The 15,890-nt window shown below is 64.0% G+C and carries 15 protein-coding genes; 12 read left to right on the forward strand and 3 right to left on the reverse strand.

Translation table 11 applies throughout. The features are described 5' to 3' along the window. Positions 1 to 92 precede the first annotated feature (92 nt). From miaB to infB, 11 genes are all read left to right on the forward strand, one after another. Positions 93 to 1,463, forward strand: coding sequence for a tRNA (N6-isopentenyl adenosine(37)-C2)-methylthiotransferase MiaB (miaB, locus tag AAA969_RS14810; RefSeq protein ID WP_338247100.1), 1,371 nt, complete (start codon positions 93 to 95; stop codon positions 1,461 to 1,463). Continuing rightward, a complete protein-coding gene (locus tag AAA969_RS14815) occupies positions 1,460 to 2,494 on the forward strand; it encodes a PhoH family protein (protein WP_338247102.1) in 1,035 nt (344 codons plus the stop codon). Before miaB ends, AAA969_RS14815 begins: the two co-directional genes overlap by 4 nt. Beyond that, a complete protein-coding gene (gene ybeY / locus AAA969_RS14820; protein ID WP_338247104.1) occupies positions 2,491 to 2,973 on the forward strand; it encodes an rRNA maturation RNase YbeY in 483 nt (160 codons plus the stop codon). The genes AAA969_RS14815 and ybeY overlap by 4 nt, the downstream gene beginning before the upstream one ends. Continuing rightward, positions 2,970 to 3,860 carry a CBS domain-containing protein gene (locus AAA969_RS14825; RefSeq protein WP_338247106.1) on the forward strand — a complete coding sequence of 297 codons (891 nt, stop codon included), beginning with the start codon at positions 2,970 to 2,972 and terminating at the stop codon, positions 3,858 to 3,860. Before ybeY ends, AAA969_RS14825 begins: the two co-directional genes overlap by 4 nt. Then, a complete protein-coding gene (gene lnt / locus AAA969_RS14830; RefSeq protein ID WP_338247108.1) occupies positions 3,860 to 5,473 on the forward strand; it encodes an apolipoprotein N-acyltransferase in 1,614 nt (537 codons plus the stop codon). The genes AAA969_RS14825 and lnt overlap by 1 nt, the downstream gene beginning before the upstream one ends. A gap of 86 nt (positions 5,474 to 5,559) precedes the next feature. After that, a complete protein-coding gene (locus tag AAA969_RS14835; RefSeq protein WP_338247110.1) occupies positions 5,560 to 5,982 on the forward strand; it encodes a helix-turn-helix domain-containing protein in 423 nt (140 codons plus the stop codon). A 140-nt stretch (positions 5,983 to 6,122) separates the two neighbouring features. Further along, on the forward strand, positions 6,123 to 6,722 hold the full coding sequence (gene trmB / locus AAA969_RS14840; RefSeq protein WP_338247112.1) for a tRNA (guanosine(46)-N7)-methyltransferase TrmB: 600 nt from the start codon (positions 6,123 to 6,125) through the stop codon (positions 6,720 to 6,722). Positions 6,723 to 6,859: 137 nt separating this feature from the next. Further along, positions 6,860 to 7,396, forward strand: coding sequence for a ribosome maturation factor RimP (gene rimP, locus AAA969_RS14845; RefSeq protein WP_338247113.1), 537 nt, complete (start codon positions 6,860 to 6,862; stop codon positions 7,394 to 7,396). Between the two features lie 31 nt (positions 7,397 to 7,427). Next, the gene (nusA, locus tag AAA969_RS14850; protein WP_338247115.1) at positions 7,428 to 9,146 is read left to right on the forward strand and encodes a transcription termination factor NusA; all 1,719 of its coding nucleotides are present in this window, start codon (positions 7,428 to 7,430) and stop codon (positions 9,144 to 9,146) included. A 13-nt stretch (positions 9,147 to 9,159) separates the two neighbouring features. Further along, positions 9,160 to 9,747, forward strand: a complete 588-nt coding sequence (locus AAA969_RS14855) for an RNA-binding protein (RefSeq protein ID WP_425325013.1) — start codon at positions 9,160 to 9,162, stop codon at positions 9,745 to 9,747. A 152-nt stretch (positions 9,748 to 9,899) separates the two neighbouring features. Next, a complete protein-coding gene (infB, locus tag AAA969_RS14860; RefSeq protein WP_338247119.1) occupies positions 9,900 to 12,482 on the forward strand; it encodes a translation initiation factor IF-2 in 2,583 nt (860 codons plus the stop codon). A 139-nt stretch (positions 12,483 to 12,621) separates the two neighbouring features. Here infB and AAA969_RS14865 read toward each other — a convergent pair whose 3' ends face one another. Then, entirely contained in the window at positions 12,622 to 13,146 is a 525-nt protein-coding gene (locus AAA969_RS14865; RefSeq protein WP_338247121.1) for a nuclear transport factor 2 family protein, read from the reverse strand. Between the two features lie 187 nt (positions 13,147 to 13,333). Beyond that, the gene (locus AAA969_RS14870; RefSeq protein WP_338247123.1) at positions 13,334 to 13,819 is read right to left on the reverse strand and encodes a nuclear transport factor 2 family protein; all 486 of its coding nucleotides are present in this window, start codon (positions 13,817 to 13,819) and stop codon (positions 13,334 to 13,336) included. 217 nt (positions 13,820 to 14,036) lie between these two features. Here AAA969_RS14870 and rbfA point away from each other — a divergent pair, with 217 nt between their 5' ends. Further along, positions 14,037 to 14,456, forward strand: a complete 420-nt coding sequence (rbfA, locus tag AAA969_RS14875; RefSeq protein ID WP_338247125.1) for a 30S ribosome-binding factor RbfA — start codon at positions 14,037 to 14,039, stop codon at positions 14,454 to 14,456. Here rbfA and AAA969_RS14880 read toward each other — a convergent pair. Then, on the reverse strand, positions 14,453 to 15,835 hold the full coding sequence (locus tag AAA969_RS14880) for a serine hydrolase domain-containing protein (protein ID WP_338247128.1): 1,383 nt from the start codon (positions 15,833 to 15,835) through the stop codon (positions 14,453 to 14,455). The two genes, rbfA and AAA969_RS14880, sit on opposite strands and share 4 nt — an antisense overlap. Positions 15,836 to 15,890: the final 55 nt, after the last annotated feature.

Consider the following 15,890-nt stretch of genomic DNA (forward strand, 5'->3'; position numbering starts at 1 on the left):
TCCATCATAACCCGCGCCTCCCCGGACGCGTCCCGTCACGGCGTCCGGCCGCCATCGCAATGAGGGCCTGATCGCCAGGCCAGACAGGTTTCATGAGCACGACCCGCAAACGCCTCTTCATCAAGACCTATGGCTGTCAGATGAATGTCTATGATTCCGAACGGATGAAGGATGTTCTGACACCGCTCGGCTATGAATCGACGGACACGCCGGACGGCGCCGATCTGGTCATTCTCAACACCTGCCATATCCGCGAAAAAGCTGCCGAGAAAGTCTACTCCGAGCTTGGACGCCTGCGTCCGCTCAAGGAGGACAAGGCTGCGTCGGGCGGCATGACGATCGCGGTCGCCGGCTGTGTGGCCCAGGCCGAGGGCGCTGAAATCATGAAGCGGGCGCCGGTCGTCGATCTGGTCGTCGGCCCGCAGACCTATCACAAGCTTCCCGAGCTGATCGCCAAGGCCCACCGGGCCAAGGGCGAGGCGCTCGATACGGAGTTCGAGGTCGAGGACAAGTTCGACCGTCTCGGCAATGACCGCCAGGTCGAGGGCTATTCCGCTTTCGTGACCGTTCAGGAAGGGTGCGACAAGTTCTGCACCTTCTGTGTGGTGCCCTATACCCGCGGTGCCGAATGGTCGCGTCCGGTGGACCAGATCGTGGCCGAGATCCGGGCCCTGGCGGCCAAGGGCATCCGTGAAGTCACCCTGCTTGGCCAGAACGTCAATGCCTTCCACGGCGCGCCGCCGGCCGGCCGTGAGGACGAGGGGGTCTGGGGTCTGGGCCAGCTGGTTCGCCATATAGCCCTGATTGGCGGTATCGAGCGGATCCGCTTTACCACGTCGCATCCGCGCGACATGGACGAGGACCTGATCCAGGCCTTCGCGGATACGCCCAAGTTGATGCCGTATTTCCACCTGCCGGTACAGTCGGGCTCGGATACCATCCTGAAAGCCATGAACCGCCAGCATACGGCTGAGGACTACTACGCCATCATCGAGCGCCTGCGGGCGGTTCGGCCTGATATCGCGATCTCCGGCGACATGATTGTCGGCTTCCCGGGCGAAAGCGACGCCGATTTCGAGGCGACGATGGAGCTGGTTCGCCGGATCAACTATGCCGCCTGTTTCTCCTTCAAGTATTCCAAGCGTCCGGGAACGCCCGGCGCCTCGATGTTCAACCAGGTCGATGAAGCGGTGAAGTCCGAGCGGCTTGCGGCCCTCCAGCAGCTGCTCGATGCCCAGCAGATTGCGTTCAATGAGAGCATGATCGGCAAGACCCTTCCGGTCCTGTTCGAGAAGGCCGGTCGCCTCGAGGGGCAGCTGCATGGTCGCAGCCCCTATCTGCAATCGGTGCATGTTGATGCGCCGGCTGAGCTGCTCGGCCAGATCGCCGAGGTCAAAATCGAAAGCGCCTCGCGCAATGCCCTGTCCGGGCAGCTTGTCGGCGCGAAACGGAGTGCTGCGTGACCGCACCGCGTCCCCCGGCCCGCAAGCGCGCCGCCAAACCCCGCAAGGCGGCCTCTGAAAGCCTCTATTTCGAGGATGTTGAACGCCTGCGCGGCATGGCCGGCGCCGGTGATCGCTTCTTCATGATCATGGAGGAGGATCTCGGTGTCTCGATCAGTGCGCCGGGCCGTGGCCAGGTCGTGATCACAGCCGAGGACAATGCGGCCCGGGATGAGGCCAAGCGTGTTCTCAAGCGTCTCTATGCCAGCCTCGAGCATGGCCTGACCTGTGACGAGGCCGCCGTTCGCGCGGCGCTGCGGATGCATGACGATGAGCAGACGCCTGGGCAGGTCGATGACGGCGTGATCCGGGTGCCCCGCGGATCCAGCCTGATCGCCAGGACCGAAGGCCAGCGCGCCTATGTGCGCTCGCTCAAGAACGACAAGGCCTACGACCTGATTTTCGGTGTCGGCCCGGCCGGTACCGGCAAGACGCTGCTGGCGGTCGCCTATGGCGCCTCGATGCTGGTCCAGCGCAAGGTCGAGAAGCTGATCATTACGCGCCCGGCTGTCGAGGCCGGCGAAAAACTCGGCTTCCTGCCGGGTGATCTCAATGAGAAGGTCGATCCCTATCTGCTGCCGGTCTGGGATGCTCTTGCGGATACGCTTGGCCGCAGCCAGCTTGAGAAGATGCGCGAAGACGGTCGTATCGAAGTGGCACCGATTGCCTTCATGCGCGGTCGGACACTCAATCGTGCCTTCGTCATCGTTGACGAGGCCCAGAATACCTCGCGCTCGCAGATGCAGATGGTTCTGACCCGTCTGGGGGAGGGCTCGCGCATGGCGGTGACCGGCGATCCCAGCCAATGTGACCTCTCGCCGCGCGATCCATCGGGCCTTCCGCACGCTTTGGATATCCTTTCCGGCACCAAGGGTGTTGCCATTACGCGGTTTTCGCGTGTTGATGTGGTGCGCCACGATCTCGTGGCCCGTATTGTCGAAGCCTATGAGGAAGATGCGCGTCGCCGGACCGGGCCCGCGCAACCGCAATGAACGCCGTTGATCTGATTGTCGAAGATGACGCCTGGTCATCGCTGCAAGGCAAGACTCGCCTCGTCGATGAGGCGATCTCGGCTGTTTGCGAGGAACTCCCCGTGCGCGAGCCGGGCGTGGTGGCGATCCTGCTGGGCAGTGACGACGCGGTCGCGGCCATGAATGCCCAGTTTCGCGGCAAGGAGGGGCCGACAAATGTCCTCTCTTTCCCGGCGAGTGAGCATGCCGACAACCATCTGGGCGATATCGCGCTGGCGCATGGTGTGGTGGCTCGCGAGGCAGAGGACCGGGCCATCGACGTGGCCGACCATCTCCGCCATCTTGTCATTCATGGCTTCCTTCATCTTCAGGGCTATGATCATCAGACCGATGATGAAGCGGCGACCATGGAAACGATCGAGCGCCGCGCGCTCGCCCGACTGGGTGTCTCTGACCCCTATGCCAACGAGGATGCGGGTCCGGACCCGCAATCAGAATGACCGATACACCTGCGTCTCCCGACCCTGACAGTCGACCCTGGTTTTCGCGCCTGTTCAGAGGTGCCTCCGGCGCCGAGAGTGGTCACGGGACACTTCCGACCGGCGTGATGCCGAATTCCATCGAGGCCGATGCGCTGGACAAGCTGCGTGTCGCCGATGTGATGGTGCCGCGCGCCGACATTATCGGCGTCGATGTGTCGACGCCGCTCGGCCAGCTGGCCAAGATTTTCGCCGAGGCGGCGCATTCCCGCCTGCCGATCTATCGCGACACGCTCGATGATCCGGTCGGCGTGGTCCACATCAAGGACGTGGTCAGCCATCTCGCACCGGGATCATCCGGCAAGCGACCGGCCGGTTGGGCGCACAAGCAGGTGCTGCCCTCCATTGGCCGGCCCCTGCTGTTTGCGCCGCCGTCCATGAAGGCGCTCGACTTGCTGCGCCGCATGCAGGGCCGGCGCATGCATCTGGCGCTGGTTGTCGATGAATATGGCGGTACTGACGGTCTGGTGACACTGGAAGATCTGATCGAGCCGATCGTCGGTGATATCGAAGACGAGCACGATGACGAGGAAACCCCGGCCATCCGCTCGCGCGGTCCGGGGGTCTGGGATGTCGAGGCGCGTGCCGAGATCGACGCCTTCGAGGCCGTGGTCGGTGAGGAAATTGCCGCCGAGGACGAAGATGAGGATGTCGACAGCCTCGGCGGGCTGGTCTTCACCCTGATCGGTCGCGTCCCCGAGCGCGGCGAGGTGATCCGTCACCCCACCGGCTATGAGTTCGAGGTGATCGAGGCGGATACCCGACGCATCAAGCGCATGCGGGTTCGCGCGACCCACAAGCGGCCCAAGCCGGCTGCGACCGGTTCGGACGGTGCGGACGCCGGCTGATGCGGCGTCTCCACCTCCTTGTCTGGTGGCCACGAACCTGGCTGGCAAGCCGCAATGGGTGGCGTCCGCGCATTGCCCTGCTGCTCGCGGGCCTTTTCAGCGCCCTTTCTCTGGCCCCCTTGCATATCGTACCGGCGCTGATGCTGGGGCTGTGGGTCCTGTTTGCGTCCCTCGACGGGTCGCGACGCCTTGACCGCCCCGTGCGAAGCGCCTTTCTGCGCGGTTTCTTGTTCGGGTTCGGCTACTTCATCGCCGGCATGGCCTGGGTGGTCTACGCCTTTCTGACCCGCGGCAATGGTGTCGAAGTGCTGGCCCCCCTTGCCCTGCCGGCGCTTGCCGCCCTGATGGCCGTGTTCTGGGGGTTGGGCGCCGCGCTCTATGTGCTGATCGCGCCCCGCTCGGTCTGGCGGGTGTTGGTGTTTGCCGTGGCGCTGGCCTTTGCCGAGTGGCTGCGGGGGCATCTGTTCGGCGGTCTGCCCTGGAACTTGCCGGCCTATGTCTGGCCGGCGGGGGGACTGGTCAGCCAGACGGCATCCTGGTTTGGCGTTTACGGTCTCAGCCTGCTGACAATCTTCGTGCTGACGGCTCCGCTGCTGGCGATCGCGCCGCGTCTCGAACTCGGACGCTCATTGCCGACCTTTGCGGCATTGACCATTTCCGCCATTGTTCTGGCAACCGGAGCGATCCGGCTGGCGGCCAGCGCGCCGGACGACGTGCCCGGAGTGACGATCCGTCTGGTTCAGGCCGGGATCCCGCAATCGCAGAAATGGGGCGATGGCGGTGCGGCGTTGACGCGTGACCGCTATCTCGCGCTGACGGCCCGCCCCGGCATCGACGCGGTGACGCACGTCGTCTGGCCGGAAGGCGCCCTGCCGACATTCATGCTCGAGGACGGCGCCACCCTGGCCCGGATCGGCGACATTCTGGCCAATGGTCAGGCCTTGCTGGCAGGCGTGAACCGGCGGGCATCGAGTGGCGAAGCGCTTAGTTATTACAATACCTTGGCATCGCTGCACTATGAGTCCGGAACACCGCGTATTTCGGCGCTTTACGACAAGGTGCGCCTGACTCCCTTCGGCGAGTTCACACCCTTGGCCGGGCTGATGGCGATGACCGGTATCCCGGCGCTTCAGGATCTTGCGCGGTATCAGTTCTCACCGGGTCCGGGGTCGCAGGTGCTTGATGTTCCCGGTGCCCCGCGCATGCTGCCGCTGATCTGCTATGAAGCGATCTTCCCGGACTTCGTGCGGTCATCCGACGAGCGCGCCGCGTGGATCTATAACCTGTCCAATGATGCCTGGTTCGGACCGTCGTCCGGCCCGCGCCAGCATTTCAACCAGGCCAGCTATCGCAGTATTGAGAGTGGCCTGCCGATGGTGCGCTCGGCCGCGCTGGGCGTGTCCGGTGTTGTCGATGCCCTCGGACGGCCGCTGGTCACGCTGGATCCCAGTGCCGAAGGTGTCCGCGATGTGGCTTTGCCAGGCAGCCTGGGTCGCACCCCCTACTCGTTTTGGGGCGATGGGCCTTTCCTGACCTTCTGCCTGCTCGTCCTCATCGGAATGGCGTGGCAACAATATCGTGAAGCGCGGATCGCGCGGGCCACCCATTCGTGAAGCAAGTTGTTTAGGTGCCGCCCTTCGGTTGTGCTACGATACTGTCTCTACCCGACACTTTCGCTCAACCCGAATGAGGTGACTCAATGCCGAAGGTGAATCCTCGCGGCCCCAATCCAATTGATATTCATGTTGGTTCCCGTATCCGGCTGCGGCGGCAACTGCTCAAGATGAGCCAGGAAAAGCTGGGCGATGATCTCGGCGTCACCTTCCAGCAAGTGCAGAAATACGAGCGCGGTGCCAATCGTGTCGGCGCCAGCCGCCTGTATCGCATGTCCCGCGTCCTTGAAGTCCCGGTCCAGTTCTTCTTTGAGGGCATGGGTGAGCAATCGACCGCCACCGGCATGGCCGAGGGCGATCAGACGCCGATCGTCTATGACTTCATCCAGAGTAGCGATGGGGTCTCGCTGGCGGAGTCCTTCTCCCGGATCAAGGACCCCAAGGTCCGCCGCCGTGTTCTGGAACTGGTCCGCACGCTGGCCGAGGACGACCAGGCGACCCGGTCCTGAGCCGCTGACTTTCACGGTGCATCTGGCTCCGGAAAGCGTTAAACCCGCGCCCCATGACGAATGAGACGCCTGATACTCCCGCTTTTCGCCTGTTCGGGCGCGCCCAGGGCAAACCTCTCTCCGCGCGCCAGCAGGGCCTCGTGGATACACTTCTGCCCCGGATTGGTCTGCCGTCTGACGGCTTGATTGATCCGGCGGCCTTGCTGCCGGCCTGCGACGTCCAGGTACTGGAAATCGGTTTTGGCGGTGGTGAGCATCTTGTTGCCCAGGCAGCGGCGCGTCCGCTGGCCGGTTTCATCGGAATCGAGCCGTTTCTCAATGGCGTGGCCAAGGCCCTGACCGCAATTGATGCGGACGGTTTGGACAATGTGCGCCTGGCGCGGGCCGATGCCCGCGAAATCCTGCCCCGGTTCGAAACCGCCTGCCTTGACCAGATCTATCTGCTTTTCCCGGACCCTTGGCACAAGAAACGCCACGCCAAACGGCGCTTCGTCCAGCCGGAAACCCGAGACCAGTTTGCCCGTCTGCTGAAGCCCGGGGGCCGGCTGCGCATTGCGACCGACGTCAAATCCTATGCCGATCACTGCATGATCGAACTGACTGGCGATGTGCGGTTCGCCTGGCAAGCCGGAAACGCTGGTGACTGGCGTCAGCCGCCTGCGGACCACATCACAACCCGCTATGAAACCAAGAATTTGGGCGACTGTGCTCCGGTCTTCATGGACTTCGTGCGGGTCTGACAGACTCAGCCGTCTTGCCAATCCGGCCAGCTCGGCGTATAAGGCGGCTCACTACAAGTTCGATTGCATCGGATGATGCATTCGAGCGGTCGCCCACGGCGGCCGCTCTTTTTGTTTCTGCAGACGGGGCCGACGCCTTGAAGACAAAGTCGCCACAGGATGATCGCATCCTTGCCCTCGCCGAGCCGGTTGCCGCCGATCTCGCGCTTGAGGTTGTGCGTGTCCGTATCATGTCGGGCAAGCGCCCACGGCTCCAGATCATGGCCGACCGTCTCAACGGAACCGGGATCGAAGTCGAGGATTGCGCACGGTTTTCGCGCGCGCTGTCCGAGATCTTCGAGGTCGAGGATCCGGTGTCCGGCGAATATGACCTTGAGGTCTCCTCACCGGGTATTGATCGGCCGCTGACCACGCTGGCGCATTTCGCGCGCTGGGAAGGCAATGAAGCCAAGATTGAACTGGATCGCCTCGCCGAGGGCCGCAAGCGCTTTCGCGGCATCCTGGCCGGTGTCGAGGACGGCAATGTCGGGCTCGACATGGATGGCGAAGACGACACCACGATGATCCCGTTCGACTGGATCGTTGAGGCCAAACTGGTTTTGACAGACGCCTTGATCGAGGCGGATTTGAAAGCGCGGGGCGCCGGCCCTGCGACGACTGAAGGAGACGAATGATGTCGCTGTTCAACACAACGGGGACCACCCGATGAGCATTGGTGTTAGTGCAAACCGTCTGGAACTGCTGCAGATCGCCCGTGCGGTCGCGGCAGAGAAGTCCATCGATGAATCGATCGTGATCGAGGCCATCGAGGAAGCCCTCCAGAAGGCAGCGCGCTCCCGTTACGGGGCCGAAAACGACATCCGCGCCAAGATCGACCCGAAGACGGGTGAACTGGCGCTGACCCGCAATATGACGGTCGTGGAAGAGGTCGAGAATGACAGCCAGGAGCTGTCACTTGCCGACGCCAGGAAGATCGACAAGACCGCGGAAATCGGCACCGTCTTCTCTGATGAGCTGCCGCCGATCGAGTTCGGTCGCGTTGCGTCCCAGACCGCGAAGCAGGTCATCACGCAGAAGGTTCGCGAAGCCGAACGCCAGCGTCAGTTCGTCGAGTACAAGGATCGTGTCGGCGAAATCATCTCCGGCATCGTCAAGCGCGTCGAATACGGCAATGTGATCATCGATCTCGGCCGCGCCGAGGGCATCATCCGCCGCGCCGACGGCATTCCGCGTGAAAACTTGCAGAACAACGAACGCGTCCGCGCCTACATCTATGATGTTCGCGAGGAAGTCCGCGGCCCGCAGATTTTCCTGTCGCGCGCCCACCCGGACTTCATGGCCGCCTTGTTCGCGCAGGAAGTGCCGGAAGTGTACGAAGGCATTATCGAAATTCCGTCGGTTGCTCGCGACCCCGGTTCCCGGGCCAAGATTGCGGTCATCTCCAATGACGGCTCGATCGATCCGGTTGGTGCCTGCGTCGGTATGCGCGGTTCGCGCGTTCAGGCCGTCGTGTCCGAACTCGCCGGCGAGAAGATCGATATCATCCCGTGGTCGGACGATCCGGCGACCTTCATCGTCAACGCCCTGCAGCCGGCTGAAGTGGCCAAGGTCGTTCTCGACGAGGAAGACCAGCGGATTGAAGTTGTTGTACCCGACGAGCAGCTGTCGCTGGCGATCGGGCGTCGCGGCCAGAATGTCCGCCTCGCCTCGCAGTTGACCGGCTGGTCGATCGACATCCTGACCGAGGAAGAAGAGTCCGAGCGCCGGCAGAAGGAATTCGCCGAGCGGACCCAACTCTTCATCGCCGCCCTTGATGTTGACGAGGTCATTGCCCAACTGCTGGCTACGGAAGGCTTCACCGACGTCGAAGACCTGGCCTATGTCGATCTTGGCGAAATCGCCGCCATCGAGGGCTTTGACGACGACACGGCAGAAGAGATCCAGGCCCGTGCCCGCGATTACCTTGACCGTCTTGCCGCCGAGCAGGATGCCAAGCGCAAGGAGCTGGGTGTCGAGGACGACGTGCTCGAGGTCGAGGGTGTCCTCCTCGCCATGGGCGTCAAGTTCGGTGAGAACGACGTCAAGACTGTCGACGATCTCGCCGGTCTGGTGACCGACGACCTGCGTGGCTGGTTTGAAACCAAGAATGGCGAGCGCGTGCGTGAGCCGGGTATCCTGGAAGAGTTCAATCTCTCCTCCGAGGATGCAGAGATGATGATCATGCGCGCCCGCGTCGCGGCGGGCTGGATCTCGGAAGAGGACCTGCCGCAGCGCGAAGTCGTTGAGGACGAAATCGACGAGGCCGCCCAGGCATTCAATGTCGAGGACATGGATCTGGCGGCGCTGGATGCCGAAGCCGAGGCTCTCGGCCTCGACCTCGACGCCGAGCTGCCGGAAGAAGACGAGGAGACGCAGGCTGACTAGCCCAAGGGCCAGCTTGTCCCGGGAACGGCGTTGTGTTGCCACGGGCGAGGTTCGCGACGAAGCGGACCTCATCCGGATGGCCCTTGGGCCAGGCAATCAGCTGGTTCCCGACCTCGCTGCGAAGCTGCCGGGCCGGGGGGCCTGGATCAGCGCGGAGCGGGATCTGATACAGAAGGCGGTCAAGAAGTCCGCCTTCAACCGGGCCTTCGGGTGTCCGGTGAACATGCCGGAAGACCTGCCGGGCCTCATTGAGGGTCAGCTGGTCGCACGGGCGCTGAACCTGATGGGGCTGGCGCGTCGTTCCGGTGATCTGGCGGTGGGTTATGACGCGGTGCGTCTTGCGCTCAAGGCCGGAAAGCCGGCCTGGCGCATCGAAGCGTCAGACGGTGCCGAGGATGGGCGGTCCAAGCTGGACCGGCTGGCCTTCGCGGCCTGGGGCGATGTCCCGGTCGCCGGATGTTTTACGGCGGAAGCCGTCGGTGACGCGCTGGGGCGCGGGCCGGTGGTTCACGCCAGCATGTCGACGGGTTCGCAAGCGCGGGCTTTTTCGACAGTCATGCGGAAGCTTTCGGGCTTCCGGCCGCTCGTCCCGCAAGGATGACGTGCGGAGATTGCCGCGTTAGCGGTTGATATCGGCCTTGAGCTGGCTAGTTTAGCGAGCCTTCAGGCCGGGCAGTGGTTTGAACAGTGCGGATTTCCGGCATTCGGCTACCGGAAGGCCCCGCGGAACGAAAGCCGATTTGGAAGGCTCGTATGAGCGACGCAGACGACAACAACTCCTCCGGCCGCCGGCCGCTCTCTCTGAAACGCACCGGCGGTGGCACCGTGCAGCAAAGCTTTGCGCGCGGCCGCTCCAAGGCGGTCGTTGTGGAGAAGAAGCGCAAGCGCGTGGCAACGCCGGCCAAGGATGGTGGTCCCGGTGGCAAGCAGGGTGGAGGCGCCAAGAGTGGCGAATCCGCACTCGCCGCCAAGGCCCGCCAGCTGGGCCTGTCCGAAGAGGAACTCGTTTCGCGCCAGCGGGCGATTGCCCGGGCTCGTGCCGAGGCCGCCGATCGTGAAGCCCAGAAGAAGCAGGCCGACGCAGCCATGGAGCAGCGCGCTGCCGATGAGCGTCGCCAGCTTGACGAACAGCGCGAGCGGGAAGCCCGTGAGGTTCGTGAAGCCGAGGATGCCGCCCGCAAGGCGATCGAGGACGAGGCGCGCCTGAAGGCCGAAGCTGAAGCCGCGACAGCCGCCAAGGACAGTGGCCGCAAGCGCGATGACGAACCGCGTCGTCGTCCTGCCGTCAAGGACGAGAAGCGTACACCGGAGCTTGCTCCGATGGACGATGCCAGTGCCCTCGAAGCGCTTGGCGGACGCGTCAAGCGCAAGGGCGGAGCCGCAGGCCCCGGCCCGGCCGCGAAGCAGCAGCCGGCCCGGGCCAAGACCGACAATCGTCGTCGCGGCAAGCTGACCATCCAGAATATCCTGGAAGGTGATGAGGAGCGCCAGCGCTCGCTCGCTTCGGTGCGTCGTGCCCGCGAACGTGAAAAGCAACGCCGCCAGGATACGTCCGGCGGTCGCGACAAGATCGAACGCGAAGTCGTTGTCCCGGAGGCGATCACGGTCGCTGATCTGGCCAACCGCATGGCCGAACGGTCTGTCGACGTCATCAAATACCTGATGAAGCAGGGCCAGATGGTCCGCATGAACGACGTGCTCGACGCCGACACCGCCGAGCTGGTGGTCGAGGATTTCGGGCATATCGTGAAGCGCGTCTCTGAAGCCGATGTCGAAGAGGGCTTCATCGCCGATGACGACGTTGACGAGGCCAAGCAGCCCCGCGCGCCGGTCATCGCGGTCATGGGCCATGTCGACCACGGCAAGACCTCGCTGCTCGATGCCCTGCGGTCAACGGACACGGCGTCCGGTGAAGCCGGTGGTATCACGCAGCACATCGGTGCCTACCAGGTGCAGCTCAAGGGCGGTGAAAAGATCACCTTCCTCGACACGCCCGGCCACGCGGCCTTCTCGGCCATGCGGTCGCGCGGCGCCATGGCAACCGATATCGTGATCCTTGTGGTCGCCGCGGATGATTCCGTGAAGCCGCAGACGATCGAGGCGATCCATCACGCCAAGGCGGCCGGAACGCCGATCATTGTCGCCGTCAACAAGATCGACAAGCACGAAGCCAATCCGCAGAAAGTCCTGACGGATCTGCTGCAGCACGAGATCGTCGTCGAGGCGATGTCGGGTGAAGTCCAGTCGGTCAATGTCTCTGCCAAGACCGGTGACGGCCTCGACGAGCTGACCGAGGCGATCAACCTGCAGGCCGAATTGCTCGACCTGAAGGCCAATCCCGAGCGCAGCGCCGAAGGTGTGGTGATCGAGAGCCAGGTCGACAAGGGTCGCGGCCCGGTTGCGACCCTGCTGGTCCGTCGAGGAACCCTGAAGCGCGGTGACATTCTTGTCGCCGGTGCCCAGTGGGGCCGTGTCCGTGCGCTCGTCAATGAGCGCGGCCAACAGCTTGATGATGCCGGTCCGTCGGTCCCGGTCGAAATCCTCGGTCTCGACGGCGCGCCGGATCCGGGTGAAGTCTTCGCCGTCGTGGACAGCGAGTCCCGGGCCCGTGAGATTGCCGACTATCGTCAGCGCAAGGGTCGCGAAGCGTCCGGTGCGTCGGCCAGCTCGGGCGCCTCGCTCGAGCAGATGATGGCGCGTCTCAAGCAGGATGCGACCCAGGAAATGCCGCTGCTCATCAAGTCGGATGTCCAGGGGTCTGCGGAAGCGATCAAGCAGTCGCTCGAGAAAATCGGCAATGAGGAAGTCCGGGCCCGCGTCATTCGCGCTGCACCGGGTGGTGTCAACGAGAGCGATGTTCTCCTGGCCAAGTCCTCGGGCGCCCCGGTCTTCGCCTTCAACGTCCGTGCCAACAAGCAGGCCCGGGCCCTCGCCGAGCGCGAAGGTGTCGAGATCCGCTACTACTCGGTCATCTATGATGTCATCGACGATGTGCGGAACACGATGGAAGGCATGCTGGCCCCGGAGAAGCGCGAGAATTTCATCGGTTACGCCGAAATTCTCGAGGTCTTCAACATCACCAAGACCGGCAAGGTTGCCGGGTGCCGGATTACCGAAGGCACCGTCAAGCGCGGTTGCGGCGTTCGCCTGCTGCGCGACGACACTGTGTTGCACGAAGGCAAGCTCAAGACGCTCAAGCGCTTCAAGGATGAAGTGCCGGAGGTCAAGTCGGGCATGGAGTGCGGCATGGCGTTCGAGCGCTATGAAGACCTGCAGAAGGGCGATCAGATCGAGTGTTTCGAAGTGATCGAAGTCGCGCGCAAGCTCGAAGCCTGATAGCCGGATCAGACCGGACACAAAAAAGGGCGGTCCGATCGGGCCGCCCTTTTTCATGGTGTGGGGTCGGGCACGCCCGTCACGACAGGCGGCCCGTGTCCGATCGCAACCTGCCGGGAGGGCGGCCGCTGCTTTCGGATCAGTTGTCGGTCCGTGCGGCCACAAGGCTGCGGTCCGGCGAGGCGTAGTTGGCGAAATCCTGGTGCCGGACGACCAGCCCGTCGCGAACCGTGATGACGGTGACCTGTTGTGACCGCCAGCGAAAGTTCTGGCCTTCGGTCTCGGTCGGGTAGAGCGCGTTCACATGCCCGATGAAGACCACCCGGCTGTTTGAGGTGAATACCTCGTCCCATTCGAAACCGAATTCGATCGGATGGTAGGTCTCGACGAACTCGGTCAACAGGGTGATCAGGGATTCTCGCCCGGTGCCGACAAAACCGGTTTCGCCGTGTTCGTCATCCTCGGCCGTGGGGTCGGTGAACTCGGCATCTTCGGCGAGCAGCGCGGCCATGGCCTCGAGGTCAATTGCCGAATAATGGCCCATATAGGCGCGCGCGACAGCCTCTGCGGCTTCGTTGGCGGCCCCTTGCGCCTGCACGCCCGGGACGAGGGCAATGGCCGCCGTCAGTGCGGATATCATCAGAACAGAAAATCGGATCGTCATTCTCTTGGAACTCCAGTTTTGAAAGGGTCAGGCCGGCGTCCCCCAGATCGTCGCTCCAGATTCTGGCCCGGGATTCTGGCTAGGGGGCTTCGGTTCGGGCTTTGCTCCCCGGGACGCCGGCCCGGCTCATGCCGGGGGCACAGACCCCGCATGGGCCGTTCGGAAGGGCGGTCAGGCCGCCAAAGAGTCAGTGCGTGGGCTGAACCCGGGTGGCGCCCGCAAAGTCGGTATAGTCCCGGTGCTCGACCACATGGTCGCCATCAACGGTCACGATCGTGGTGATCGGATAGCGGAAGGTCTGGGCGGCCTCTCCCTGTCCGTAGACCACATCGACCCGACCGATGAAGATGACCCTGTCAGACGCCTCATAGCTTCGTTCGATCTCGTAGACGCCGTGATCCATGCCCCAGGCGGCGATCCCCGACGTGATGGCATCGGGGCCACGCCATTCAATCCGCTCGGTCACGGCCTCAATGCTGAACGAGGTCGGGTCGACAAAGACGGTCTCCTCGGTCATCAGGGCGGTCATCGCGGCGAAATCCTGGCGTTGATAGGCATCCAGCCAGGCTTCCGCGACCTCTCGGGCGCTGTTCGCCGCGGTGTCGGCGAAGGCGGGGGCAGCCAGCATGATCCCGCTGGCAATGATCAGGGGTGTTCCAAATATCTTGAGCATGTCGATCCGGCTTCCGGCGTGTTGGGAGGCCGCCATGACGGGGCCGTGTTGAGCCATGACAAGCGCTGCAGAACCGGCCGGCGTAAAGGCCCGCCATGGATCAAAGTGACGAGCGCGGAAGGTCGAGGGACGAAATCCGGCCTTTCGCAGGGTCTTGCATCGACCGGGCAAGGAGCGTACACCCGCGCGCCTCGCTTCCGCCGGGATGGAGACATGAATGGCCCGCCGTCAGACCCAAGCCGCCAAAGGACCAAGCCAGCGTCAGCTGCGTGCCGGGGAACTCGTGCGTCATGCGCTCGTGAACATCCTCACGCGCGAAGAGCTGCGTGATCCGGACCTCGAGGGTCAGCTCATTTCAGTGACGGAAGTTCGGCCGAGCCCTGACCTGCGCGTCGCGAAAGTCTATGTCGCCCCGCTCGGGCGCGGTGATTCCGCGAAGCTCGCAGCGGGCCTCAATCGCTGTGCGGGCTTCCTGCGCGGCCGGCTTGGTCGCGAGATCGAGATGAAGTTCACGCCCGAGCTTCATTTCCACCCGGACAATTCCTTCGATACCGCGAGCCATGTCGACACGCTTCTGAACCGGCCCGAGGTTCGCCGTGACCTTGATGCCGCCGACGCGGACGAGGCCGAGGACTAGTTCCCGGCCGTTTCGGTTGTGATCTCCGGGAGCGGCGGCAGGTCCGTGCGCTCGAGTCTCCACAGGCGCGGGCTTTCGCCGAGCCCGGTCTCGCGGGCGGTGATCGCCGAAACGCGCCCCGCCTCATCCCGATCATAGGCAAAATCGGTATTGAAGAGTCGCCAGTTCAGGGCGTCAGGCCCGGTCGGCGTGAGATAGAAGACCCAGTCCCGCTCGGTCAGGACCAGTTCCAGGCCACCGTCTGTCGGACGGATCGCGACGGGCCCGAACGGGCTGCCTGAATACGCCCCGACGGCATCAAGATGTGCCTCTGTCAGCCGGTCCGTCCGCGGACGGACCGCCGCCGGGGGCACGGGCTGGTCCAGGGCGAGGGCATGCAGCACATCCCGCAATCCCCAGTTCGGATAGGACTCGATATTGGTGCCGTAGGCAAAGGCGATATCGCGGCCGGGCAGGACGGAGATGCCAGCGCTATAGCCGGGTACAGAGCCCTGGATCGTGTAGATCGTCTCGCCTGCGAGCTGGATGACCGACCAGGAACCGGTCAGGCTGCCATCCGGCTCGAACAGGTCGATCCGGCGTGTCCGCACGGCATCGGCCAGCCGCAGAAGATCGCGCGTCGTTGCCACCAGGCCGGACGCCCCGAGCGCCGGACTGTCCGGCATCGGTGCGCGCAGGTCGAGCGGCAGCGGGCCAGTGGCATAGCCGGTCGGAACAGCCGCGCCGGTGGCAGGCCCGGCGCGGACCACGCGGCTATCCTGCATGCCGAGGGGGATCAGGAATTCCGTCGTCAGCAAGGTCTCGAACCGCGCATTGGTGGCGCGCTCGATCACGACCGCCAGCAGGGCGTAACCGATATTGGAATAGGCATAGTCATGGGGCCCGGCACCCGGCGCGGATTGCTCCCTGAGCCAGCGGACCAGCGTGTCGCTGCGGGCATCGGCCAGTGTGCCGGGCGGGATGTCCCGGCCCAGCCCCGCGGTATGGGTCAGCACATCGCCAAGCCGCACATCCCCGTAGCCTGTAAGTTCGGGAATATAGCGATTGACCGGATCGTCCAGCGACAGGCGGCGCTCGGCGACGAGGCGGCGAACCATCGCCGCCGTGAGGCTCTTGGTGATCGATCCGGCGGGGAAGGCGGCCTCGGCGCTCATCGGTGCGCCGCTGACCCAATCGCCATAGCCGAAGGTCAACCCGACGGGCTCGGCGTCGCCGTGGCGGATCATGATAACGCCGGAAAAATCACGGCTCTCCACGAGCGGGGCGACCCAGGCCTCGATCGCGCGCTCGAGTGTGCTTGCCTCTGGCTGGGACTGTGCGCTGCCGGGCTGTACGCCCAGAACGAGCCCGATCAGGGCGGTCATGAAAATCCGGACCATCAAGCACCACTCCGCAACACGCTCCAGACCTATGGCGATCCGCCGTGACCAGCAA

Source organism: Maricaulis maris (assembly GCF_036322705.1).
Taxonomy (GTDB): Bacteria; Pseudomonadota; Alphaproteobacteria; order Caulobacterales; family Maricaulaceae; genus Maricaulis; species Maricaulis maris_B.